Genomic DNA, 24,218 nt, shown 5'->3' with positions numbered 1-24,218 from the left:
AATTTTTGTGTGCAAGGATGCAGCCTGCCATATTGAAAGGATGAACTCGTTGTTTAAGTCAAAACTCCATTTTTGGACATTAGAAATTTTGCTTCTTTTAATTATTGTTTATGTTTCAACGAAAATTTCCTTTTTATTTGAACCAATTGTCGTTTTTGCTTCGACTTTGTTTTTTCCAATTATCATTACAGGTTTTTTGTATTTTCTATTAAATCCCGCTCTCGTTTTGCTGCAGAAGGCTAAAATCCCAAGAACGCTGGCGATCGCGATACTGTACGTTCTATTTATTGGTTTAATAGCGCTTGTGGTCGTCCTTGTTGCGCCTGTCATATCCAGGCAGGTTACCGCGTTATTCAATGATTTGCCAATGTACGTTGCGCAAACGAGAAACGTGATTGATAATTTAGCTGATTCAAAGCAATTTCAATGGTTTATGACACAGGATTACGTGCCTATTGAAAATATCGAAAACGCGATTATCAATTTTGCCAATACTTTGCCGGATAAACTGACAAACGGGATCTCAAATGTGTTCGGTGTGCTTGCGAATATCACGATCACGATTGTTACTGTTCCGTTCCTATTGTTTTATATGTTCAAAGACGGCAAGAACTTTCCCCAGGCGCTTGTAAAATTTTTGCCCGCAAGCTATCGGCAGGAAGCGTTAAATACTTTAAAAGACACAAATGAAACACTTGCTGCTTATATTCAGGGGCAGGTGACAGTCGCCTTATTTGTTGGTACGATTGCCTTTATCGGCTATTTGATCATTGATTTACCTTATGCGCTTGTATTTGCGTTGATTGTTGCCGTTACAAACATCATTCCGTATGTTGGACCTATTTTGGGCGGCGCACCTGCTGTTGTGATTGCTTTGTTTGATTCTCCTACGAAAGCGATTCTTGTTGTAGTCGTAATCGCAATCGCGCAGCAAATTGAAGGGAACGTCTTATCCCCGCTCATTCTCGGCAAACGGCTTGATACCCATCCGGCGACAATTATTATTTTACTGCTTGTAGCGGGTAATCTTGCAGGCGTATTGGGAATGATTTTAGCCATTCCGTTCTATGCGGTTACAAAAACGATTGTTTTAAATACGATCCGTTTTTTGAGAGCGCGAAAAATGTACTTGGAGAACGAGAACATTACGTAATAAAAGCTAAAAACCATGTCGTTAAAAATAAAACGGCATGGTTTTTTTATGAGGTCATTACTGTACGAGTCTGTTTGCATTCATAGGTTTACATTCATTAGCAAATACTGAACATATTCGAACACGTAAAGGTGATTAATGTATGCATCTCTTTTTGATTGTTTTTGTAATAACAGCTGCTTTTATTTGGGGTGATTGGAAAAACTGGTACTCTTACTATCCAACTATGCTTTTTGTAGCCTTGGCCAGCATTCTTTACAATCTACTTGCGGCTAACTACTGGTTATGGAAGTATGAACCGATACCCCAATTCAGCTATATCATTACCGATCTTGCCTATTCTTTTCTTGTCCTGCCGGGAGCTACGATTTTATATCTATCACATATCATCGGAAAAGAGTCAAAAAAAAAGGTTTTTTATATTTTTAAATGGGTTATATGTAGTTCTATTGTCGAATCGATTTATTATCATTTCGACATGATCCATTATTTTCACGGTTGGAATGTATATTATTCGTTGATGTTTTATACGGTCATGTATACGATCATTTATATTCATTTTCGCAAACCGCTTTTAGCAATTGCATTAAGTATCCCGTTTACGGTCTTTTTGATTTTCTTTTTTGACGTTCCTGCTGGTACACCAATCGAACTAAGATAAACGGTAAGCTTTCCCGATCATTTCAAGCAAAGGACTAACAGGTGGTGTAAATGGCACATAATGTGGAATATAAAAAAATCCAGGAATACCAGGATGTGATCGATGCAATGGGCAAAGTCTATTTCGCTGATTATAGCTTATTTGAGCCTCACTGGTGGTTCTTGCTCGCCGCTACTTTTATCCCATGGATTGTCTGGTGGAAAATAGTCGACAGGGGACGGCTGCTCGAAATTTTGCTTCATGGTTTGTTATGGTCGAGCATCGCATCTTTGCTTGATGAGCTTGGGTCAACGTTCGGATTCTGGGAGTATCCTAAAGGACTGGTTCCAATTAAACACACACTAATATCAGCTGACATCGGCGTAATTCCAGTCGCTTATATGATTATATATCAATTTTTTCCAAATAACTGGCCGTTTTTTTTCGCTAATCTCGGCTTGGCATTTGTGTTTTCCTTTATTATTGAGCCTATCTTTATGCATTATGATTTGTTAAAACTAAATATCGGTTGGAGCCATTTTACCTCGTTGATCGTCTTCAGCGTTCTCGGATTGTCAATCAGGTGGTTGACACGGCTGATCATAAAGAAAGCAAAATAAATGAATGATGAGCCATTGTCGGAACTGTGTCGTACAATGGCTTTTTTCGTATTTTCCTGCATCTTTCAAGCCGAAACTGGAATATGACTTACGAAAAACTCCCACAAAATGATATTGAAAAAATAATTTTTTGTGTAAAATCGCACTAAAAAAATCATTTGATTTTTATATGCATGAAGTCAGAGAACGGCTTCACCGTCCGGCCCTGCGACGTACAGGACGTACTAGTGCCGGCATTCGGCGATTGACGTGTGGCGCTTTTTAGTCGGCCAGCGCTTGTCGGGTGGACAAGGAGCTTACGCATTTGTTATATTTCGTTGCCTTAAGTTATAGAACCTCCAAAAGTCTTTCACAATCACTTTTACAACCGAGTAAAGTGGAATGGCGATCAAAATTCCAATAAAGCCATAGATGGAACCGGCAACCAGAAGCAGGGTGATGACCGTCAACGGATGAAGATTCAATCGATTGCCCATCACTTGCGGCGTGACGAGATTCCCTTCAAGCTGCTGTACGATGATTAACACAATGATAATTTTCAGCGCCATGAATGGATCATTGAGAAGCCCGACACACAAAGCGGGGATCACCCCGATTAAAGGCCCGAGAAATGGAACGACCGTTAAAAACATTGCGAACAGGGCGAGGATTAACGCATAATCGAGACCAATGATTAAGTAACCGATATACATCAAAACGCCGTCCGTAAAAGCGATCAAAAATTGGCCTGTGATATAAGTAAACAACGTTTTATCGACGTCTTTTAAAATCCGCTCTCCTTCATGCTTAACATCGTCAGGTATGAACCTGAGCAGAAAAGGTATCAGCTTGTCGTCGTCCTTTAAAAAATAAAAAACAATGAATGGAACAATCACGAGTACGGTAGCGACGCTTGTGATCGTTGAAATCAGCGTCGCAATATTTCGAGTCATGGAGCTTAAATATTTTAAGGCCCGTTGTTCGATATCATCTGCAGAAAACATCCCAAAGTTATTTTCTTCCACTATTTCTTTCGATTCCTCAGAGAAATCCTTTAGCTTTTCCGGAAACTGCTCAGAAAATTGCTGAACTTGTTCTCCAATAATTGCTCCGGCAAAATAAACAAACGCATAGCCGATGCCAATGATACATAAATAAACGAGAGCGATACTAACCGTTTTATGGATATGCTTTGAAAGCGATCTGACAACCGGCCGCAAAATATAATACAACAGCCCGGAAATAAGGATTGGGAAAAATATTGTGGCAATCGTCTTTTGAAAGGGCCAGATAAAATAATCAATTTTTCCAAACATAAAGATAATCAATAAAGCAAGTAAGACGGCAGCCCCATATTTAAAAAATGGCTGACGGATCCACATAAGAATTCCCCTCCCTGAACTGAAATCTTTCTTTCTTTAATTCCTGAAAAACACCTCTATTAAACAAAAAGAAAAAGAGCGGTCGCATTTATTAAATATAGATAATTTTCAGAAAAATTAGTTGACTTTTAAATATTTTCAAGTTATCTTTGTTTTAAACAGTGTATAACACAAATATTACATTACGATTTATTAACGTCATACAAAAAGAACTTACGATTGATGATTTGGCTTATCTTATCGAACGCTCATTAAGGAGGGAAGAATTTGATTATCGATTCGATTGAAACGGCCACTCGAACGGAAATAAGATCCCTTCAGCAAAAAAGGCTGAAAAAAACAACAGAAAGAGTTTACCAACATGTTCCGTTCTATAGAAAAAAGTTTAATGAAAACGGTTTCAATCCTGAAAGAAACCTGGGTCTGAATGATATGGTAGATCTGCCTTTTACGACCAAAGCAGATTTGCGAAAAGGGTATCCGTTTGGCTTGCTTGCTGTTCCGAAAACCGAGCTGGTTCGTCTTCATGCTTCCTCAGGTACAAGCGGGAAACCGACCGTTGTCGGCTATACGAAACATGATATCGAGATGTGGAGCGAAATTGTCGCCCGCTCGATTGCCACTGCCGGGGGAGAACCAGGGGAAATTCTCCATAATGCCTATGGTTATGGTTTATTTACAGGCGGGCTTGGTCTCCATTACGGGAGTGAAAGATTGGGGATGGTCACGGTTCCGATTTCAGGGGGAAACACGCAAAGGCAAATCATGCTGATTGAAGATTTCCAGCCAACGGTTATCTGTGGGACACCATCCTATGTGTTAAATATTGCTGAAACAATGGAAGAGATGGGGAAAAAACCAGCAGCAACGTCACTGCGTTATGGGATCCTCGGGGCCGAACCATGGTCAGAGGAAATGCGCCGTAAAATCGAAGAGAAGCTGGCTATCAAGGCATGTGATATTTATGGGTTAAGTGAAGTGATTGGGCCGGGGGTGGCGATCGAATGTCATGAAGAGCAAAATGGCCTCCATATTGCCGAGGATCACTTTTATGCCGAAGTGATTGACCCTGAAACACTTGAGCCTCTTGCCGATGGTGATGACGGTGAGCTTGTATTTACGAGCTTAACAAAGGAAGCTTTTCCGGTTATCCGCTATCGGACAGGCGACGTTGCTTCATTAAATAAAGAAAAGTGCCGATGCGGCCGGACAACGGCCCGGATGTCGAGAATAAAGGGGCGGATCGATGATATGCTCAATGTGAATGGGGTGAATGTATTTCCTTCAGAAATTGAGCACAGCATGTTAAAGATGAAAGAGCTGGCACCCCATTATCAAATTCATATGCTGCAAAAACGTTCTTTTAAAGTACTGGAGCTTCACGTCGAGATAACTGAAGAGTGCTTTAAAGCTATCGATTTTGACCTGGCCCATGACAAGATACGCCAGTTAGAGCGAAAACTTAAGGCCGCTTTGAAAAGCAGCTGCCTGATTGCAATGGATACGGTCATCCGGGAACCAAAGTCGATCCCCCGCTCAGAGGGAAAGGCGCTCAGGGTTATTGATCGAAGGAATGAGCAGGGTAATTTTGCACTTTAGCAAATGTCGGAATCGATAAACTGGAGGTGGCAAATTTGGAAGAAACGGTTTCATTTGAGTGTTTATCAGAACATCAAAAATACGAGCTTTTTATGGAACGGATAGAAGCAGGCGAAAAAATCGAAGCGGACGATTGGATGCCCGATGAGTATCGAATGACCTTAATTAAGCTGATTTCAATGCATGGGATCAGCGAAATAATGGGGGCGCTTCCCGAAAAAGAATGGGTGCCGAAAGCGCCGACCTTGAAGCGCAAGCTTGGCATTATGGCAAAGGTTCAGGATGAAATGGGCCATGGCCAGCTGCTCCTCCGCGTCACTGAAGATTTAATGAAGCCACTTGGAAAAACACGTGAAGATATTATGAATGATCTGTTTAGCGGTAATCTAAAATTCCATAATGTTTTCCATATGGAAGCACCGACCTGGGCGGACGCAGGCCTGATCGGCTGGCTCGTTGACGGCGCTGCCATTATCACGCAAACGAATATGCTCAGCGCTTCTTACGGTCCATATGCCCGGGCTTTAAAACGCATCTGTGCAGAAGAAGTTTTTCACGCCCAGCATGGGGAGGCGATTATTATGGCGCTCGCCGAGGGCACGAAAGAGCAACGCGAAATGGTTCAAGCGTCAATCAACCGCTGGTGGGAAGCTTTGCTGATGTTTTTTGGGCCCGGGGATGCTTCAACGACCGGGACCTCGAAACAGGATATCACGATCAAATATAAAATTCGCACAAAAACAAACGAACAGCTTCGTCAGGACTTTTTCTCAAAATATATTCCGAGAGTGTTGTCACTCGGCTTAACGGTACCGGATGAGACGATGTATTTCGATAATCAAGCAAACAAATGGATTTATCAGCAGCCTGATTGGGCCCGCTTTAAGCAGATTGTTAAAAACAACGGACCAAAATCGCAGGAACGGCTAAAGCTGCGCCGCAAATCATATGAAATGAATTCATGGGTCCGTGAAGCGTTGGGCAGCGGGAGCTAATGTCATCGAAGGAGGGGGTTTTTTTGGGCAGTGAAGGTTTTTACCAGGAATACGAAGTGTTTAGCAAAAGAAATGATGCAGCGCCGATTCAGTATCAGTTTTCTTTATTGGCGCCGAATGAAGAGCTCGCTTTGATTATGGCTCAAGAAAATTTTATGAGGAGGGAGCCTGTTTCAGATATTTGGGTCGTCAAACGCTCATATATTAGAAAGATGACCGCTCCAGAACGGCAATCATTGCAGCGCATCGACAACAAAGATTATCGAAATACAAAAGGATACGGCTATTTAAAAAAGAAATGGCGTCAATATGAGCAGGGGATGCTCGATGAGAAGGAAATATTATCATGGGGAGGGGAGCACGATCGTGAAAAAGCTTAACTCAGCTGAAGCACTTGAGAATCCATCTTATAAAGACTCTTTGGCTGAATTGCTGTATCAACTGGCAGATGATGATTTTATTCTCGCTTATAGAGGATCGGAATGGCTTGGACTTGCTCCCCATATTGAAGAGGATGTCGCTTTCTCATCGATTAATCAGGACACGATGGGCCATGCAGCCATGTATTATCAGCTGCTTGAGGATCTTGGTGAAGGCAGCGTTGACGCTTTGGCCCACGTCCGCACACCCGAACAGCGCCGCAATGCTATTTTATTGGAAATGGCGAATGGACCGGGCGATTATTTAAGAGAACCTGATTATGATTGGGCATTTGCCGTTGTCCGCCATTATTTCTATACGGCAGCCAAAAAAATCAAAATCAATTCTATGAAAAACTCAAGCTATCAGCCTTTGTCCGAAACGGCGGTAAAGATTAGTATGGAACTTTATTATCATCAGCTCCATTGGAAAACATGGTTTGAACAGTTGATGCTCGCCGGCGGTGAAGCAAGATCGAGAATGGAGCAGGCCATTACAATCGTAATGGACGATTTCGGCGGATTGCTCAGTCTTGGTAATAAAGGTGCTGAAATTGTGCGTCACGATTTGATAGATTCGGAGGAAATCTTGCAAAAGCGGTGGAAAGAAGCGATGAAACCCGTTTTTAACTCTGTCAATCTACAGATTCCCACCCGTTTTCCCATGAAACACGGAGATGGACGAAACGGCGTTCATACTGATGATCTCACCAAGGCCATTTCTACTCTTGGGGAAGTATACCACTTTGATCCAGCCGCAAGCTGGTAAAGGAAGGATGACCGTGAAGGACAACAATCAAGAAATAGTTAATGTCCATACTCTCGAAGAAAGAGTTTTGGAAGCGCTTTATTTTGTAAAGGATCCGGAAATAGATGCGATTTCCATCATTGAACTTGGCATGCTTGAAAAATTGGAGGTGCTGGACAACAAAGTCAAACTCCAGTTACTGCCGACATTTATGGGCTGTCCGGCTCTTGATATTATTAAGAACAATATCGAAAAAGCATTATCTGGGCTATCGGAAGAAGTCGAAGTGGATGTTCAATTTATCTATCATCCTCCGTGGACATCGGCAAGGGTTTCAGAAGCTGGAAGGCAGAAGTTAAAGGAATTCGGAATCGCGCCTCCACCGAAAGTGTTCGGTCCGGATGGAAGCTGGAGCGTCAATTGCCCGTATTGTGATTCCGAATACACATCAATTGACAATCTCTTTGGCCCGACTGCCTGCCGGAGTATCCTATACTGCAAATCTTGCAAAAATCCTTTTGAGGCAATGAAGCCGGTATCCACGCTGATGTAAAGATTGGCTATAAATCTATTTAATTAAAGGAGATGGAATGATTGATTAAATTAATCGCTTTATACAAGCACCCGGAAAACAAGGAAGCTTTTGATGACCATTATTTTAATACTCATGCGCCGTTGACAGCCAAGATTCCCGGTCTGCGCGAAATGAAAGTAACGAAAATAATCGGCAGCCCGATGGGAGGGGAGGGCAAGTATTATTTAATGTGCGAAATGTTTTATGACGGTCCTGATGCATTCAAAGCGGCCATGAAAACAGACGAGGCCAAAGCTTCCGGAAAGGATGTTATGTCTTTTGCTGGTGATTTAGTTACGATGATGATCGGTGAAGAAGTAAATGAGTGAAGGATATCAATTTATTGAAACCGGGATAAGCGAGCAGATCGGTATGATCACTTTAAATCGTCCGCATGTGTTAAACGCCCTGAATCGCACGATGATATTTGAAATTTTATCGGTGATGGAGTCTTATGACCGGGATGACAATGTTCGTGTCATCGTGCTAAATGGAAAAGGGCGCGCCTTTGCTGCCGGGGCAGATATCGACGAAATGGCAAATGCCAGTTCGATCGACTTGGAGATGCTGAACCAGTTTGCCGACTGGGACCGTCTCGCCTGGATTAAAAAGCCGATCATCGGGGCCGTTCACGGCTTTGCGCTCGGCGGTGCTTTCGAATTAGCTCTTTGCTGTGATCTTTTACTGGCTGCCGAAGGTGCTGAGTTCGGATTTCCCGAAGTCAATCTCGGGATTATGCCCGGTGCTGGGGGAACACAGCGCTTAACCAAGCTCGTCGGTAAAACAAAAGCGATGGAATGGTTGTTTACCGGAAAACGAATTTCAAGCCGAGAAGCGCTTAAGTACGGATTGATCAATCAAATTGTTGCCCCGGAGCTCTTGATCGAAGAAACGGTCAAGCTTGCCCGGCAAATCGCGCTGCAGCCGCCGCTGTCGATCAGGCTGATTAAAGAATCCGTTTTAAAAGCCGTCGATTATCCTTTATATGAAGGAATGCAATTTGAACGGAAAAATTTTTATTTGCTATTTTCATCAGAGGACCAAAAGGAAGGCATGAAAGCTTTCCAGGAAAAACGAAAGCCTGATTTTAAAGGGAGATAAGGGGTGGTACATACGATGTACAATACCGTAAACTATGAGCTCCGTGGCCAAACAGCCTGGTTAACGCTGAATCGTCCTGAAAAATTAAACGCTTTTACCGAAGAGTTAAACCGTGAGCTAAGAAAAGCCTTAAAGCAGGCCGGGGCAGATCCCGAAGTACGGGCGATTGTCATAACCGGTGCGGGGCGCGCTTTTTGTTCCGGCGAAGACTTAGGTGGTGTGACTGACGGCACAGACCATGGGGAAATTTTGCGAACCCGCTACAATCCGATGGTTATGGAGCTTGAAAAAGTCGAAAAGCCGGTAATTGCCGCCGTAAATGGAGTGGCCGCAGGCGCTGGACTTAGCCTCGCACTTGCCTGTGATTTCCGGCTTGCCTCTGATAAAGCAAGCTTCATTCAAGCATTCATTCATGTGGGTCTCGTTCCAGACGCCGGAAATCTATATTACCTGCCGAAGCTCGTTGGCCATGCAAAAGCTCTGGAGCTTGCCGTGCTTGGTGACAGAATATCCGCTGAAGATGCAGCGAATATTGGACTCGTCACAAAAGTGATCGCTTCGGGTGAGTGGGAGGAGCAGGTCGCCATGTTTGCTGGCCGGCTTGCCGCACTGCCTACTAAAGCGGTCGGCTTGATTAAGCGTAATTTAAAAGCAAGCTGGCAGTGCGGCATCGAGGAATTTTTGGAGAAGGATGCCCAGGCACAGCGGATTGCCGGGTTAACAGATGATCATAAAGAAGGTGTCAATGCGTTTACTGAAAAACGAAAACCAATTTTTAAAGGCTATTAAAAGGAGATGAATGGATGGAAACATTGAAGGAACAGAAATTTGCAGCGCTTGATACAAAGCGGGAATTTTATCAATTAATTATAAATGGCGAGCGAAAAGACAGCTTGAATGGAGGGGTTTATACCGTTATAAACCCGGCCACAGGTGAAAAGGCAGCCGAAGTCAGCAAAGCATCCATTGAAGATGCGGAAGAAGCCGTTCGCGCAGCAAGAAATGCGTTTGACCATGGCAATTGGCGCCATTTTCCCGTCAATAAAAGGTCCCGGACACTAAATAAAATTGCCGGTATTATGAGATCAAGATTTAACGAACTGGTAGAATTAGAGATTTTAAATACAGGAAAGTCGCTGGCAGCGGCCCAGGGCCAGGTGATGCAGGCCATTGAAGACTTTGAATTTTATGCCGGTGCGATAGTTGGCCACCGTGGTGCTGTCAACAGTATGCCCGGATCCTTTCAAAATGTAACGGAAAAGGAGCCGGTCGGCGTTTGTGCGCAAATTATTCCATGGAACTATCCGTTAATGATGGCTGCCTGGAAAATCGCCCCGGCGATTGCAGCGGGTTGTTCGGTAATTGTTAAACCAGCGTCTCCTACTCCGTTAACAGCACTTGTCCTCGGCGAAATCTGCATGGAAGCTGGTGTGCCGGCAGGTGTTGTGAATGTCGTACCGGGTGCCGGTTCTGACGTTGGAAATTTTTTAGTTGAGCATCGTGATGTAGATAAGGTGGCTTTTACAGGCTCTACAGCCATTGGTAAGGATATTATGGCGAAAGCCTCGCAAACTCTGAAAAGGGTCACTCTTGAACTTGGCGGGAAATCACCTAATATCATTTTTGAGGATGCAGATATTGATGCAGCGGTTGACGGCTCGCTTTTTGGAATTTTTTATAACAGCGGCCAATCTTGTGAAGCGCGATCACGCCTCTATGTTCATGAGCATGTGTATGACGAATTTATCGCTAAATTTATTGAAAAAACAAAACGGCTGAAACTTGGGAATCCATTCTCAAAGGACACCCATGTTGGTGCCATTATAAACCGGGACCAGTTGAACGTGATCGACGGCTATGTAAAGTCTGCCGTCGCTGATGGAGCAACCGTCTTAACAGGCGGCAAGGAAGCGAAAATAGACGGCTATGAAAATGGATTTTGGTATGAGCCGACAGTTATTATAAACGTTAATCACGAAATGGAAGCAGTAAAAGAAGAAATTTTTGGGCCGGTAGCGGTTGTGATGGAATTTAAAGATGAAAAAGAAGCGATTCACTTGGCGAATGACAGCCAATACGGGTTGGGATCGGCGCTTTGGACAAAAGATCATGCCAGGGCAACACGAGTATCGAAGCAAATCGAAGCAGGGATTGTCATGATCAATTGTCCGTTTTCAGCGTTCCCCGGAACGCCTTTTGGAGGCTATAAGCAATCAGGTTTCGGACGGGAATTATGCATTGAAACATTGGACCTTTATACAGAAACCAAAAGTATGATCTCGTATTATGGCAGCCGGCCGCTAAACCCGTTTGCCCTTTAGTGGACAGCTAGCTCCGCTTTAATGTGAGCTTTATTTTGAGAGGGGGGCAATGGAGTTGAGGAATGTCGTTGTGATTGGATCAGGAGTGATGGGGAGAGGGATTGCCTATGTTTGTGCTGTAGGCGGTTTCCTGACTACACTCGTTGATATTAAAGATGAGCAGTTGAAAAATGCCGAGATTGAGATCATTGGAATTTTCAACAAATCTCGTGAACGGGGAAAACTATCCACGCAGGAAATTGACGAAGCGAAGCGTCGCTTAACCTTTTCAATTTGTCTCGTTCAACACGTTAAAGAGGCTGACTTAATCATTGAAGCGGTTCCGGAAGTTCTTGATATTAAAAAGACCATTTTTGAAGTAATTGACCAGCATGCTCCCGGGCATTGCCTGTTCGCCTCTAACACTTCAACAATGAGTCCTACAGAGATCGGCTCGTTTACGAAAAGACCTGAAAAAGTGATCGCGATGCATTTTTTCAACCCAGTCCATAAAATGGCCCTAGTTGAAATTGTCCGCGGCCTTGAAACGAGTGACGAAACAGTTGAAGCGATCCGCGCTGCCGCTGGAACAATGGGTAAGGAAACAGTTGTCGTCAATGAGTTTCCCGGTTTTGTGACAAGCCGCATTAGCGCGCTTGTTGGCAATGAAGCGTTCTACATGTTGCAGGAGGGTGTCGGCACAGCGGAGGACATCGATAAAGCGATTAAACTCGGGCTCAATTATCCAATGGGTCCATTTGAACTGGGCGATCTTGTCGGTCTGGATACCCGCTTACACAATCTAAAGTATCTATATGAAAAGTTGGGAGAAAAATATCGCCCGGCACCGCTTTTGGAGCAATATGTGAAAGCGGGACGCCTTGGACGCAAGACGGGAAGGGGCGTTTACGACTACCGGTTCGAGAACGAAAATAAGTTGTGAGAATGTTGTACGATCAAGTTTCAAATATTGTTCAATTATAGATAAAGTATTTTAAGGCAATGATGATCGAGGAAGGAAGTCAAATTCCTTCTTATCTTTGGACTATGAACCACGTTGTTCTCATTCGAAAAGACATAACGATATACACTGATATGTCTATTGTCAAAAATCCCATGCAACCCTGTTTGTGAATAACAAATTTTTGATTGGCGTTATAGTTATAATAGAATGCAGAGTGAATAATGTCCGCGGCGATTGCAGGTCTTATTCACTCTTAATTCTGCATATCTCTGAATATATATACATATATATTCATTAATAAGTATTAAAAATAAAGGTATTGATAGCGATTTCATAAAAAAGAATTATATTGTGAATATCATGCTCAACATTTCACAAAAAAGACAAACACATTTTCCAACCAATCAATTATAATAAAAGTGTAATAACAGGAATCATTATTTTTTTTAGTAGAACTTGTGAAATATTTCACAAACTAAAATTAAGGAGGTTTTTATGATGGCTTTAGATGAAAAAGTTTTAACTGATAAGCAAGCCGCCGCTCTAATGGTTGATGGTTTAGTTAAGAAAGCGCAAACTGCATTGAAGGAATTTAAGGCGTTTGACCAGGAACAAATCGATTCGATTGTTAAAGAGATGGCACTTGCCGGGCTTGATCAGCATATGCCGCTTGCCAAGCTTGCCGTGGAAGAAACGAAGCGGGGCGTCTATGAAGATAAAATCATCAAAAATATTTTTGCGACAGAATATGTTTACCATAATATTAAGTACAATAAAACGGTCGGAATCATCCATGAAAATGAACATGAAGGAGTAGTGGAAATTGCCGAACCTGTTGGTGTCATCGCCGGTGTTACGCCAGTAACAAACCCGACATCAACGACGATGTTCAAAGCGATTATTTCTATAAAAACGCGGAACCCGATAATCTTTGCATTTCATCCATCCGCACAAAAAAGCAGCAGTGAAGCAGCGAGGGTCGTCCGCGATGCCGCGGTAAAAGCAGGTGCTCCTGAAAACTGTGTACAGTGGATCGAAGCGCCTTCGGTTGAAGCGACAAGGCAATTAATGAACCATGCGGGTGTTTCACTTATTCTTGCAACAGGCGGATCGGGTATGGTGAAATCAGCCTACAGTTCCGGTAAACCCGCCTTAGGCGTCGGGCCTGGTAACGTACCATGCTATATTGAAAAAACGGCCAATGTGAAAAGATCGGTCAATGACCTCATTCTTTCGAAGACATTTGATAACGGCATGATTTGCGCTTCAGAGCAAGCTGTCATCATTGACAAACAAATCTATGATGCTGTGAAAACAGTAATGATTAGTCATGATTGTTACTTCTTAAACAATGAAGAAAAACAAAAAGTTGAAAAGCTGGTAATCAGTGAAAATACTTGTGCAGTCAACCCTGATATCGTTGGCAAGCCTGCCTATGACATTGCCAAATTGGCAGGCGTCCACGTACCTGTCGACACGAAAATTCTTATTGCCGAGTTAAAGGGTGTCGGCCCGCAATATCCGCTTTCAAGAGAAAAATTAAGTCCCGTTCTTGCCTGTTATAAAGCGAACAGCACAGAAGAAGGCTTAACCCGTTCTGAAGAAATGCTCGAATTTGGCGGACTTGGCCATTCGGCCGTCATTCACTCAAACGATGATGCGGTCATAAGCGAGTTTGGTCACCGAATGAAGGCGGGCCGGATCATTGTCAATGCCCCATCATCACAGGGTGCGATTGGCGACATTTATAACGCTTATATGCCGTCTTTGACACTTGGCTGCGGAACATTTGGCGGGAACTCTGTATCCACAAATGTAGGTTCCATCCACTTGATTAATGTTAAAAAAATGGCGAAAAGGAATGTCAATATGCAGTGGTTTAAAATTCCGCCGAAGATTTACTTTGAAAAGAATTCAACCCAGTATTTAGCGAAAATGCCGAAAATCTCAAGAGCGCTTATTGTTACAGATCCTGGAATGGTTAAGCTTGGGTATGTTGATAAAGTTCTCTACTATTTAAGAAAGCGTCCGGATTATGTCCATTGTGAAATATTCTCGGATGTTGAGCCTGATCCTTCAATCGAGACCGTGATGAAAGGTGCAGAATTGATGAACAGCTTTGAGCCTGATGTCATTATTGCTTTGGGCGGCGGTTCTGCGATGGATGCGGCGAAAGGGATGTGGCTGTTTTACGAGCATCCGGAAACAGATTTTGGCGGCTTAAAACAGAAGTTTATGGATATACGGAAACGAATCTATAAATATCCGAACCTTGGCGGGAAAGCCCAGTTTGTTGCGATTCCGACAACATCAGGTACAGGTTCGGAGGTTACATCATTCTCGGTGATCACCGATAAAGAAAATAATATTAAATATCCGCTTGCTGATTATGAGCTTACACCAGATGTTGCGATTATTGATCCGCAATTCGTCATGACCGTTCCAAAGCATATTACGGCGGACACTGGTATGGACGTGTTAACACATGCGATTGAAGCATATGTGTCGAATATGGCGAATGACTATACAGACGGACTTGCCATGAAAGCCATCCAGCTTGTGTTTGAATATTTGCCCACAGCCTATCGAAACGGCAGCGATGAATGGGCCAGGGAAAAAATGCATAATGCATCAACGATCGCGGGAATGGCCTTTGCCAATGCATTCCTTGGCATCAATCACAGCCTTGCCCATAAACTTGGAGCCGAGTTCCAAATCGCACACGGCCGCTCCAATGCGATATTACTGCCGCACGTGATTCGCTATAATGCTGCTAAGCCGAAGAAGTTCGCAGCCTTTCCGAAATACGAGCATTTTATCGCCGATAAGCGGTATGCTGAAATTGCCAAAACGCTCGGACTTCCGGCGCGGACAACAGAGGAAGGTGTCGAGAGTCTTGTTCAAGCGATTATCAAGCTGGCCAAGGAACTTGAAATTCCGATGAGCATCGAAACGAACGGCGTCAGCAAGGAAGTCTTCGAGCAAAAAGTAGACGAACTTGCGGATCGGGCTTTTGAAGACCAGTGTACAACCGCCAATCCGAAACTCCCGCTCGTCACTGAGTTGGCTGAAGTATATCGCCAGGCGTTTAGAGGAGTATAAATTGAATTAGTGGGCTGTCCAAAAGTCCCGAAATTGCAAAGGAGCTGCGAAAAATGAGTGTGTTTTTTTCGCAGCTTCTTTGTTATCTGTATTGATTTGGTGAAAATGGCGGTGTGGATTCTACTTTCATCTCAGGATGGTATTAATTTTTGTTTAGGTGTTGTCTTGATACGAACAACCTGTAATAAGAGTGTGCGTTAGTTAACGACAATGACGAAATATAGGAATTTTTTATAAGAACATGTTGAGAAGATTTTCTGATTACTTAGGATATCCGCAAGATGCACTTGGCTCGTGTGACTAGTTAAATCCAACGCCATGTGTCCAAACTATTTATTTTTTAAAAAAATTCTTGTACTTCAAAATGTAATCGATTACAATACGTAATAGATGAACTAGAAAGGATTTTGACATCCAAATGGTAAGAATTGCAGATGTGGCCAAACTGGCAAATGTTTCGACTGCTACAGTTTCAAGGGTAATAAGTAACTCCGAAACTGTAAAAATTGAGACAAGAGAAAAAGTATTGCAAGCAATAGAAAAGTTGAAATATCAACCAAATGTACTGGCTAGACAACTAAGGAGAATGGAAACCAAGACAATCCTGGTAATAGTACCTGACATTACAAATACTTTTTTCTCTAATGTTTTAAGAGGGATAGAGGCCATTGCCGGAGAAAACAGCTATCAAGTATTACTTGGTGATACCGGTAATATAATTGATAGAGAATATGGATATTTTGATATCCTGCGCCAGAGGAAAGCCGACGGAATGATTCTTCTTACAGCAAGAAGCAACCAGCAATTGCTAGAGGAAATTGCAAAAGACTACCCAATTGTACTGGCGTGTGAGTATTTTGAAGGTTCTAAGCTTCCTACTGTGTCAATTGACAATATTAGTAGTGCTAGAAAGGCAACTGAACATTTAATAAGTTTGCATCATAAGAGAATTGCCCATATTTCAGGACCGCTAAATGTAGTAGTTGGAAGGGATAGATTAAAAGGTTTCCAACAGGCAATGATGCAACATAACCTTCTGATTGAACCATGCCTAGTGCAAGAAGGAGATTTCTCTTATGAGAGCGGCTATAACCTAATGACGAAGCTGCTGGCGTTGGAAAATCTGCCAACTGCTGTTTTTGCCGGAAACGATGAGATGGCTATGGGAGCGATTAAAGCAATGAAATCGAAAGGTCTAAAAGCTCCTGACGATATATCTGTGGTAGGTTTTGATGACATAAAATTTGCATCGGTGTTTGAACCTGCACTGACTACTATCAAACAGCCAACGTTTGAGATTGGAAAGTGTGCAATGGAGTTGCTGTTACAGTTGATCAACAATGACTCGTTAGACAAACAGCAATTTATACTATCAGACAAACTAGTTGTTAGAGAATCAAGCACAATAAACAAATTCACAAATTAAAATGTTGGAATCGAAAACATGAAGAGACGGGTTTCTTCCAACTCTTTTCACTCTAATATGTAAACGATTACAAAACATGCTTAAATAATTGTAATCGATTACATATTTACAACCTGTCGTATGGTACCTGGGAGGTGATGTTCACACGTCAAAGCGTCCAATTTAAAAAATTAGATAGTATGAAATAAAAACAAAGGGGTTATGAAATTGAAAAAAAACATGTTATCTTCAGCCTTTATATTACTTTTCGTAAGTTTGACACTTTTGGGATGCGGCAATAATGAATCAACTTCAGCAGAAAAAGAAAAACAACAGAAAAACGAAAACTATTCAGCAGATACAAATGGTCCCTTAACGATTAATCCGGAAATACCAGATATAGAAGTACTTGATAAAGGCCCTAACGGTGAACAAGCAGTCTCTGCAAAATCATTGCAGTTAACTGAAGAAGAGCTTAAAGAAATAGCTGAAGGTGAATATACAGCTGCCATCGTAATGCACTATTCAGGAACTGATTATATGAATGCTGCAGTAGGGGCAATGGAAGACACATTCGAGAAAATGGGCATTGAAGTCGTTGCTGTAACAGATGCCCAGTTCAAAGCGGAAAAACAGGTAAACGATATAGAAACGGTATTGGCAAAGCAGCCGGATATTATGATTTCCGTTCCGGTAGACGCAGTTTCAACAGCACCTGCTTATAAAAAAGCGGTGGAGCAAGGTGTGAAATTAGTATTTATGGATGGTGCTGCAGAAGGTCTTGAAGCGGGCAAAGACTATATCAGCATTGTATCAGGTGATAATTATGGGAATGGAGCCCTGGCTGCCGACATAATGGCTGAGAAGATCGGTAAAAAAGGAAAAGTCGGGATTGTTTACCATGATGTGAACTTTTTCGTAACGAAGAACCGCTCAGACGCTTTTGAAGCAACGATTAAGGAAAAATATCCTGATATTGAGATTGTAGCTCAAGGCGGAATTACCGATCCGAATAAAGGTGAAGAAGTTGCTTCTGCAATGCTAACAAGAAATCCGGACATTGACGGTATATTTGCTCCTTGGGACGTTCCGGCGGAAGGGGTTATGTCAGCGGCTCGGACGGCAGGCAGAGAAGATCTGGTAGTTACAACTGTAGATTTAGGTACGAATGTGGCAATATCCATTGCTTCAGATGGAATTGTTCAAGGTCTGGGTGCACAATTACCTTATGATCAGGGAGTTGCCCAAGCGATACTATCAGGCTATGCACTTCTTGGAAAAGAAGCACCGGCATACGTAGCTTCACCAGCGATTAGAGTAACAAAAGACAATGTATTGGATGCATGGAAATTAATCTATGGTATTGACGCTCCTGCAACGGTTCAGGATGCAATGAAGTAATTTAAATTAAGCCCAAACTATTTTATAGAGGCTAGCATAAGCTTGCAGCCTCTATAGACAAAGAAGGTGAATTCCCTTGGACCAACCAATACTGGAAATGAAAAATATTAGTAAAGCTTTTAATGGCATCACCGTGCTCGACAAGGTTGACTTCTCATTAAGAAAAGGTGAAGTACATGCTTTGATGGGAGGGAATGGAGCAGGGAAATCAACTTTAATGAAGATACTTACTGGGGTCTACTCTGCAGATCAAGGCGAAATTATAATCGAAGGAAAACCGGTTAGTATAAATAGTTTTGATGATGCGAAAGTAAATAATATATCGATGATCTTTCAGGAGTTTAGTTTGATTCCGACTCTTACGGTTGCACAGAACATCTTTCTAGCACGTGAACAGAAAAACTCACTAGGCTTGCTCAATGACAAAGAGAGCGAGAAAAGAACAGAAGAATTGCTTAATGAATTAGGAGTTAACATCAAACCAACCGATATCGTCCAGAATTTAGGAGTAGGCTATTGGCAGATGACTGAAATTGCCAAGGCGCTGTCCCAGGATGCAAAAATATTAATAATGGATGAACCTACTTCATCCTTAACGAAAAACGAAACAGAAGTACTGTTCACGATCATTAATGAATTGAAAGCAAAAGATTATTCTATCATCTATATTTCTCACAGGATGGATGAAATCTTTCAAATATGCGACAGAATTACAATTTTACGGGACGGCAAATATATTACCACTGAAAAGTGCAGTGAAACAGACCTGGATAGTGTGATCAAGCACATTGTCGGCAAAGAGTTTGACCAGGCATTTGAATGGCAAGAACGCCCATACTCTGCAGACGGCCCCCCTGTTTTCGAGGTGAAAAATTTAAGTGCGGGAGAAAAAGTCCAGAATGTAAACCTTAAAATCCAGCCTGGAGAAATTGTAGGGATCGCGGGTTTGATGGGAAGCGGAAGGACTGAATTAATGCGATGCCTGTTCGGTATTGACAGGATAGACAGCGGTGAAGTGTTTGTAGAAGGCAAAAAGCACACGATTAAAAATGCAGGGGATGCGATTGCTGCCGGGATTACTTTAATACCTGAGGACAGGCGAATGCAAGGCTTAGTTCTCCAGCATAGTGTCAAGGATAATATGATCCTGCCTATTCTTTCAAAGCTTAAAAAAGGGCTTTTTGTAGATAATCGCAGGGCTAATGACATCAGCAAACGGTTTGTCGAAAAGTTAAATATTAAGACGGATGATATTTTTAAACAATCCAATTTGTTATCAGGCGGAAATCAGCAAAAAATTGTACTTGCCAAGTGGCTTGCACATGATCCGACTGTTTTGCTGCTCGATGAACCTACCATCGGTGTAGATATTGGAGCTAAAACCGAAATAATCGATATTATTCGGGAAATGGCTGATAGCGGCAAAGCCATATTAGTTGTCTCTTCAGAACTCCCTGAACTTCTTGCATTGAGCGATCGGGTGCTTGTCATGCATGAGGGTCAGATTAAAAAGGAGATGAAGCGCACGGAAATCAATTCAGAGGAGGAACTGGAATATGCAATCCAAGGTTTCTAGTCAGACAGGTCCAGCACTTTCATTAAAAAAATTCGAATGGCGGAACTATATCGTCTATCTCGCTTTCGTTGGTGTATTAATCTACTTTTCAGTAAGTCTTTATGACCAAGGATTTTTGACATCCGGCAATTTGTTAAACATTGTACGTCAGACAGCCACAATTTCCTTAATGGCTCTTGCGATGACATTTGTGATCAGTACAGGAGAAATTGACTTGTCCGTAGGTTCCGTTGCAGCTTTATCCTCCTTAACTGGGGCACTGGCGCTCCAGGCGGGATACGGGATCTTCGGCGGCTTGGTTGCAGGCGTTGGCACAGGCTTAGCGGTAGGCTTAATAAATGGATTGCTGGTCACTAAAGTAGCGATTCCTTCATTCCTTGTTACTTTGGGAACGATGGGAGCTGTAAAAGGGATGGCGATGTGGATCACTGATACTGCTCCAGTACCGATTATTGATGCGAACTTTAACTTCATTTTTGGCTCAGGAGACATCGGTCCTATTCCTGTTTTGTTAATCTGGACACTTGTATTTACCGTGATTGCCCATGTGTTGCTCAGGAAAACGTCATTTGGCCGGCAGGTTCTTGCAACGGGTGGTAATGAAAACGCTGCACGGTTCTCGGGAGTCAAGGTAATGAGAATTAAGCTGCTCGTTTTCGTAGGAACAGGCCTGATGGCCGGGCTTGCAGGTCTTTTGTATGCAGGCCGCATGAACGCAGGAAGATTTTCCTTTGGTGAAGGCGACGAACTTTCTGTTATTGCTGCCGTCATTCTCGGGGGTACAGCATTGGCGGGCGGTGTCGGAACTGTAATTGGGACTCTAATCGGTTCTCTAATGATTGGGGTCATCAATAATGGCCTTATTATTATGGGCCTTGATGTAAGCCAGCAAATGATCATCAGAGGGATCATCATCATTCTTGCGGTTGCACTTGGACGTAAAGCAATTAAGAGATAAATAGAAACCATCGGTGACTGGAGGAAGCTTTGTGGAAAAAATAAAAGTTGGTGTAATCGGCACAGGCTTCATCGGGCCAACTCATATTGAAGCAATTAGAAGACTCGGTTTTGTCGAAGTGTTAGGCCTGGCTGACAGCAGCCAGGAAGCCTCTGAAAAAAAAGCCCGTGAGCTTGGAATTCAGAAAGCATATAGGGATTACTGTGAAATGCTTGAGGATCCCGAAATCCAGGTTGTACACAATTGTACTCCGAACCATCTTCATTTTGAAATCAATAAAGAGATCATCAAGGCTGGCAAGCACATTGTTTCTGAAAAACCGCTGGCAATGGACAACAGGGAATCTGCAGAATTGCTGAATCTCGCAAAAGAGCATGGTGTTGTCCACGGTGTGAATTTCAATTATCGGCAGTTCGCCAGCGTACAAAATTTGCGCGAGAAGATCGCGAATGGAGACTTAGGCAAGGTTAATCTTGTCTATGGAAGCTACCTTCAAGACTGGCTGTTATATGAAACCGATTACAACTGGCGTCTTGCTCCTGATGCAGGCGGGAAATCACGGGCTATAGCGGATATTGGGTCACATTGGTGTGATACTGTCCAATATGTGACCGGTAAAAGGATTGTGGAGGTTTTTGCCGACCTGGCTACTGTTATACCATTCCGTAAAAAGCCCAGCGAAACTACGGCAACTTTTGGAGCCAGCGCTTCACAAGGTGAGGTCTATGAAGAAGTGGCTATAAATACAGAGGATTATGCTTCAGTACTGGTACGCTTCGATGATGGATCAAAGGGAGTATTTACCGTTTCCCAGGTCAGTGCAGGCCGCAAGAACCGACTGAGCTTCGAAATCGCAGGGAGCAAAAGTGCGGCATTTTGGAACCAGGAAGAACCCGAAAAGCTTTGGATTGGACATCGGGATAAGCCCAATGAAATCCTTCTTGCGGATGTAGCTTTGTTCGAGCAGGGTGCAAAAGAATCCATCCATCATCCAGGAGGGCATAACGAGGGCTGGCCGGATGCCTTGAAAAACATGATGAAAAACTTTTATTCTTTCATTCGTGATGGGAAAGACCCTGCAAACGATAAAACCAATTTCGCAACCTTTGAGGACGGACATATTTCAATGTGTATTACCGATGCCATTTTGGAAAGCAGCAAAAATCAAAAATGGGTGAAGGTTCTGAACAGAAGGGAGGGCAATATATGAAACTGGGAGTTTTTACTGTTCTCTACCAAAACTTCGCTTTAGAAGAAATGCTTGATAAAGTCGCTGAAATGGGGATTGAAGCTGTCGAATTGGGAACAGGAAATTTTCCGGGAAACCACCATTGTAACCCGGATGAATTACTGGAGAGCCCAGAAAAATTAAAAGCTTTTAAAAAGGCGATTGAAAGCAGAGGGATATTAATAAGTGGCCTAAGCTGCCATGGCAATCCGCTGCACCCCAATTCCGGCACGGCAAAGGATGCACATGAGGTTTGGCGAAAAACGGTCCGCCTGGCTGAACGGCTGGAAGTGCCAGTGGTTAACGGCTTTTCCGGATGTCCAGGCGACCATGCAGGAGCAAAGTTCCCTAATTGGGTCACATGTTCATGGCCGCCGGAATACGCGGAAGTGCTGGATTGGCAGTGGAATGAAGTAGTGATTCCATATTGGAAAGAGGAAGCAAAATTTGCTGAAGCACATGGGATTCGCCAGATAGCGTTCGAAATGCACCCGGGTTTTGTCGTTTACAATCCGGAAACGCTTTTGAAATTAAGGGAACAAGCCGGTGAGGCTATCGGCGCTAATTTTGATCCGAGCCATCTGATTTGGCAGGGAGTTAATCCGGTAGAAGCCATCAAAAAGCTTGGCCGGGAAAAAGCCATCTTTCATTTCCATGCCAAGGATGTATATTTGGATAAGCCCAATATAAGTTTAAATGGTGTGCTGGATACCAAGCATTATAGCGAAATTCTTGACCGATCATGGACCTTCAGGTCTGTTGGCTATGGACATGACGAAAAGCTTTGGAAGGATATGGTCAGTACCCTGCGTGCCGTTGGTTATGATTATGTTGTGTCTATTGAGCATGAAGATATGCTGGCTTCCACTGATGAAGGTTTAAGCAAAGCAATTTCCCTGTTGAAAGAAACTTTGTTTAAAGAGGATGTAGGGGAAGTGTGGTGGGTGTAAGCCTTAAAAAGAATCAGCTAAATATGTAGACGGAGGTAATTTTATGACAACAATGCAAGCAGTATTTTTCCCGGGAGATAAAAAAGTAGATGTACGCCAGGTTGATATTCCAACACCAGGGCAGGGAGAAGTATTAATACAGCTTAAAGCTTCGGCAATCTGTCGCAGTGATATGAGTTTGTACTATGGAACATCTGTTTTTGAAGGAACAGAACTGGGCAAAACGATCCCGGGACATGAGCCAGCCGGAGTAATTACAGAAGTAGGCAATGGGGTATCCACTTTCAAGCCGGGCGATAGAGTAGCCGTTTATTTGGCGATTGGCTGCGGAGAATGTGCACATTGCAAGAGCGGATACAAAATGTTCTGTAAGGACTTTAAATGCGTAGGTTTTGATTCCCATGGCGGAGATGCCGACTATATGGTGGTGCCGGCAGAAAATTGCATGAAGCTTCCGGATGATATGAGCTTTGTTACTGCAGCTGTTTCTACCGATGCAGTTGGAACACTGTATCACGCACAAAAGAGATTAGGTATCTCAGGAAGAGACATACTGGTTGTGTTTGGATTGGGGCCCATGGGCAATGCAGGCGTGATGATTGGGAAAGGATTGGGAGCCACAGTTATTGCCGTAGACATGCTGGATGAACGCTTGGAAATGGCGAAAGAGCTTGGAGCAGATTATATCATCAACGGCAAACATGCGAATGTACAAGACGAAATTGTACGCATTACGAATGGGCGGGGAGCAGATGCCGCTATTGATTGTTCGGGAAGTCCATATGCACAGAATGATGCACTGGATTGTGTAAGGCCTCATGGAAGAGTAGCCTTTGTCGGGGAAAGCAAGGAAACAACCATTAAACCGAGCCCGCAATTAATTCGCAAACAAGTAACCGTAATGGGTTCATGGTATTTCCCAATTCAGGAATTCCCTGAGATAGCGGAGTTTATCGTCAGACACAACCTCCCAGTTGAAAAATTAGTTACTCACCGCTTTAAGCTGGATGAAGCAGAAATGGCCTTCCGTTTATTTGATGAAAGAAAAACGGAAAAAGCAGTATTTGTTTGGGAATGATCTTGTGTTCAAAAGCTAGTGTAATAGAATCATAAATTTCTTGAGA

Annotated in this window: 22 protein-coding genes; 21 read left to right on the top strand and 1 reads right to left on the bottom strand. The window is 43.0% G+C overall.

Features of this window, described 5'->3' with window-relative positions; translation table 11 throughout:
* The first annotated feature begins 49 nt into the window (after positions 1-49).
* The 3 genes from CU635_RS11980 (at position 50) to CU635_RS11970 (ending at position 2,413) form a co-directional block, all read left to right on the top strand.
* Entirely contained in the window at positions 50-1,153 is a 1,104-nt protein-coding gene (locus CU635_RS11980) for an AI-2E family transporter (protein ID WP_101577603.1), read from the top strand.
* Between the two features lie 142 nt (positions 1,154-1,295).
* Complete coding sequence (locus CU635_RS11975; RefSeq protein WP_101577602.1) at positions 1,296-1,814, top strand: CBO0543 family protein; 519 nt, start codon at positions 1,296-1,298, stop codon at positions 1,812-1,814.
* A 50-nt stretch (positions 1,815-1,864) separates the two neighbouring features.
* Positions 1,865-2,413, top strand: a complete 549-nt coding sequence (locus CU635_RS11970; RefSeq protein WP_101577601.1) for a CBO0543 family protein — start codon at positions 1,865-1,867, stop codon at positions 2,411-2,413.
* A gap of 296 nt (positions 2,414-2,709) precedes the next feature.
* Here the strand turns inward: CU635_RS11970 and CU635_RS11965 are convergent, their stop codons facing one another.
* Positions 2,710-3,774 (bottom strand): AI-2E family transporter, encoded by a 1,065-nt coding sequence (locus CU635_RS11965; RefSeq protein ID WP_101577600.1) that lies wholly within the window; start codon positions 3,772-3,774, stop codon positions 2,710-2,712.
* Positions 3,775-4,041: 267 nt separating this feature from the next.
* Between CU635_RS11965 and CU635_RS11960 the strand changes: the two genes are divergently transcribed.
* The 18 genes from CU635_RS11960 (at position 4,042) to CU635_RS11875 (ending at position 24,172) form a co-directional block, all read left to right on the top strand.
* Positions 4,042-5,373: a phenylacetate--CoA ligase family protein gene (locus CU635_RS11960; protein WP_101577599.1), complete on the top strand. Its 1,332-nt coding sequence runs from the start codon at positions 4,042-4,044 to the stop codon at positions 5,371-5,373.
* A 92-nt stretch (positions 5,374-5,465) separates the two neighbouring features.
* Positions 5,466-6,368 carry a 1,2-phenylacetyl-CoA epoxidase subunit PaaA gene (paaA, locus tag CU635_RS11955; RefSeq protein ID WP_373270885.1) on the top strand — a complete coding sequence of 301 codons (903 nt, stop codon included), beginning with the start codon at positions 5,466-5,468 and terminating at the stop codon, positions 6,366-6,368.
* A 23-nt stretch (positions 6,369-6,391) separates the two neighbouring features.
* On the top strand, positions 6,392-6,748 hold the full coding sequence (gene paaB, locus CU635_RS11950) for a 1,2-phenylacetyl-CoA epoxidase subunit PaaB (RefSeq protein ID WP_101577597.1): 357 nt from the start codon (positions 6,392-6,394) through the stop codon (positions 6,746-6,748).
* Entirely contained in the window at positions 6,696-7,556 is an 861-nt protein-coding gene (gene paaC / locus CU635_RS11945; RefSeq protein ID WP_101577596.1) for a 1,2-phenylacetyl-CoA epoxidase subunit PaaC, read from the top strand. Before paaB ends, paaC begins: the two co-directional genes overlap by 53 nt.
* Before the next feature lie 7 nt (positions 7,557-7,563).
* A complete protein-coding gene (gene paaD, locus CU635_RS11940) occupies positions 7,564-8,088 on the top strand; it encodes a 1,2-phenylacetyl-CoA epoxidase subunit PaaD (RefSeq protein ID WP_101577632.1) in 525 nt (174 codons plus the stop codon).
* A gap of 41 nt (positions 8,089-8,129) precedes the next feature.
* Entirely contained in the window at positions 8,130-8,438 is a 309-nt protein-coding gene (locus CU635_RS11935) for an EthD family reductase (RefSeq protein WP_101577595.1), read from the top strand.
* Entirely contained in the window at positions 8,431-9,210 is a 780-nt protein-coding gene (locus tag CU635_RS11930; RefSeq protein ID WP_101577594.1) for an enoyl-CoA hydratase-related protein, read from the top strand. Before CU635_RS11935 ends, CU635_RS11930 begins: the two co-directional genes overlap by 8 nt.
* A gap of 15 nt (positions 9,211-9,225) precedes the next feature.
* On the top strand, positions 9,226-9,999 hold the full coding sequence (locus CU635_RS11925; protein ID WP_101577593.1) for an enoyl-CoA hydratase-related protein: 774 nt from the start codon (positions 9,226-9,228) through the stop codon (positions 9,997-9,999).
* A gap of 14 nt (positions 10,000-10,013) precedes the next feature.
* The gene (locus CU635_RS11920; protein ID WP_101577592.1) at positions 10,014-11,531 is read left to right on the top strand and encodes an aldehyde dehydrogenase family protein; all 1,518 of its coding nucleotides are present in this window, start codon (positions 10,014-10,016) and stop codon (positions 11,529-11,531) included.
* Between the two features lie 49 nt (positions 11,532-11,580).
* Positions 11,581-12,453 (top strand): 3-hydroxyacyl-CoA dehydrogenase, encoded by an 873-nt coding sequence (locus CU635_RS11915; RefSeq protein ID WP_101577591.1) that lies wholly within the window; start codon positions 11,581-11,583, stop codon positions 12,451-12,453.
* 519 nt (positions 12,454-12,972) lie between these two features.
* Positions 12,973-15,576 (top strand): bifunctional acetaldehyde-CoA/alcohol dehydrogenase, encoded by a 2,604-nt coding sequence (adhE, locus tag CU635_RS11910; RefSeq protein WP_101577590.1) that lies wholly within the window; start codon positions 12,973-12,975, stop codon positions 15,574-15,576.
* A gap of 418 nt (positions 15,577-15,994) precedes the next feature.
* A complete protein-coding gene (locus CU635_RS11905; RefSeq protein ID WP_101577589.1) occupies positions 15,995-17,002 on the top strand; it encodes a LacI family DNA-binding transcriptional regulator in 1,008 nt (335 codons plus the stop codon).
* A 201-nt stretch (positions 17,003-17,203) separates the two neighbouring features.
* A complete protein-coding gene (locus CU635_RS11900) occupies positions 17,204-18,382 on the top strand; it encodes a substrate-binding domain-containing protein (protein WP_180956549.1) in 1,179 nt (392 codons plus the stop codon).
* 76 nt (positions 18,383-18,458) lie between these two features.
* Positions 18,459-19,958, top strand: a complete 1,500-nt coding sequence (locus CU635_RS11895) for a sugar ABC transporter ATP-binding protein (protein ID WP_180956548.1) — start codon at positions 18,459-18,461, stop codon at positions 19,956-19,958.
* Positions 19,939-20,916 (top strand): ABC transporter permease, encoded by a 978-nt coding sequence (locus CU635_RS11890; protein ID WP_101577587.1) that lies wholly within the window; start codon positions 19,939-19,941, stop codon positions 20,914-20,916. The genes CU635_RS11895 and CU635_RS11890 overlap by 20 nt, the downstream gene beginning before the upstream one ends.
* 31 nt (positions 20,917-20,947) lie before the next feature.
* Positions 20,948-22,126, top strand: a complete 1,179-nt coding sequence (locus tag CU635_RS11885; protein WP_101577586.1) for a Gfo/Idh/MocA family protein — start codon at positions 20,948-20,950, stop codon at positions 22,124-22,126.
* Positions 22,123-23,094 (top strand): sugar phosphate isomerase/epimerase family protein, encoded by a 972-nt coding sequence (locus tag CU635_RS11880; protein ID WP_101577585.1) that lies wholly within the window; start codon positions 22,123-22,125, stop codon positions 23,092-23,094. The genes CU635_RS11885 and CU635_RS11880 overlap by 4 nt, the downstream gene beginning before the upstream one ends.
* 43 nt (positions 23,095-23,137) lie before the next feature.
* Positions 23,138-24,172: a zinc-dependent alcohol dehydrogenase family protein gene (locus CU635_RS11875; RefSeq protein ID WP_245917441.1), complete on the top strand. Its 1,035-nt coding sequence runs from the start codon at positions 23,138-23,140 to the stop codon at positions 24,170-24,172.
* Positions 24,173-24,218: the final 46 nt, after the last annotated feature.

The sequence above is a fragment of the Bacillus canaveralius genome (assembly GCF_002860125.1).
GTDB classification, from domain to species: Bacteria; Bacillota; Bacilli; order Bacillales; family Cytobacillaceae; genus Bacillus_BJ; species Bacillus_BJ canaveralius.
This window is presented reverse-complemented; position numbering and strand designations above follow the sequence as displayed.

Coding starts and splice junctions, on each gene's coding strand:
- paaD (WP_101577632.1), top strand. CDS start 7,564: ATGACCGTGAAGGACAACAATCAAGAAATAGTTAATGTCCATACTCTC.
- CU635_RS11890 (WP_101577587.1), top strand. CDS start 19,939: ATGCAATCCAAGGTTTCTAGTCAGACAGGTCCAGCACTTTCATTAAAA.
- CU635_RS11900 (WP_180956549.1), top strand. CDS start 17,204: ATGAAATTGAAAAAAAACATGTTATCTTCAGCCTTTATATTACTTTTC.
- CU635_RS11930 (WP_101577594.1), top strand. CDS start 8,431: ATGAGTGAAGGATATCAATTTATTGAAACCGGGATAAGCGAGCAGATC.
- paaA (WP_373270885.1), top strand. CDS start 5,466: ATGGAACGGATAGAAGCAGGCGAAAAAATCGAAGCGGACGATTGGATG.
- CU635_RS11905 (WP_101577589.1), top strand. CDS start 15,995: ATGGTAAGAATTGCAGATGTGGCCAAACTGGCAAATGTTTCGACTGCT.
- CU635_RS11880 (WP_101577585.1), top strand. CDS start 22,123: ATGAAACTGGGAGTTTTTACTGTTCTCTACCAAAACTTCGCTTTAGAA.
- CU635_RS11925 (WP_101577593.1), top strand. CDS start 9,226: ATGTACAATACCGTAAACTATGAGCTCCGTGGCCAAACAGCCTGGTTA.
- CU635_RS11920 (WP_101577592.1), top strand. CDS start 10,014: ATGGAAACATTGAAGGAACAGAAATTTGCAGCGCTTGATACAAAGCGG.
- CU635_RS11975 (WP_101577602.1), top strand. CDS start 1,296: ATGCATCTCTTTTTGATTGTTTTTGTAATAACAGCTGCTTTTATTTGG.
- CU635_RS11970 (WP_101577601.1), top strand. CDS start 1,865: ATGGCACATAATGTGGAATATAAAAAAATCCAGGAATACCAGGATGTG.
- CU635_RS11965 (WP_101577600.1), bottom strand. CDS start 3,774: ATGTGGATCCGTCAGCCATTTTTTAAATATGGGGCTGCCGTCTTACTT.
- CU635_RS11875 (WP_245917441.1), top strand. CDS start 23,138: ATGACAACAATGCAAGCAGTATTTTTCCCGGGAGATAAAAAAGTAGAT.
- adhE (WP_101577590.1), top strand. CDS start 12,973: ATGGCTTTAGATGAAAAAGTTTTAACTGATAAGCAAGCCGCCGCTCTA.
- paaC (WP_101577596.1), top strand. CDS start 6,696: ATGAGAAGGAAATATTATCATGGGGAGGGGAGCACGATCGTGAAAAAG.
- CU635_RS11915 (WP_101577591.1), top strand. CDS start 11,581: ATGGAGTTGAGGAATGTCGTTGTGATTGGATCAGGAGTGATGGGGAGA.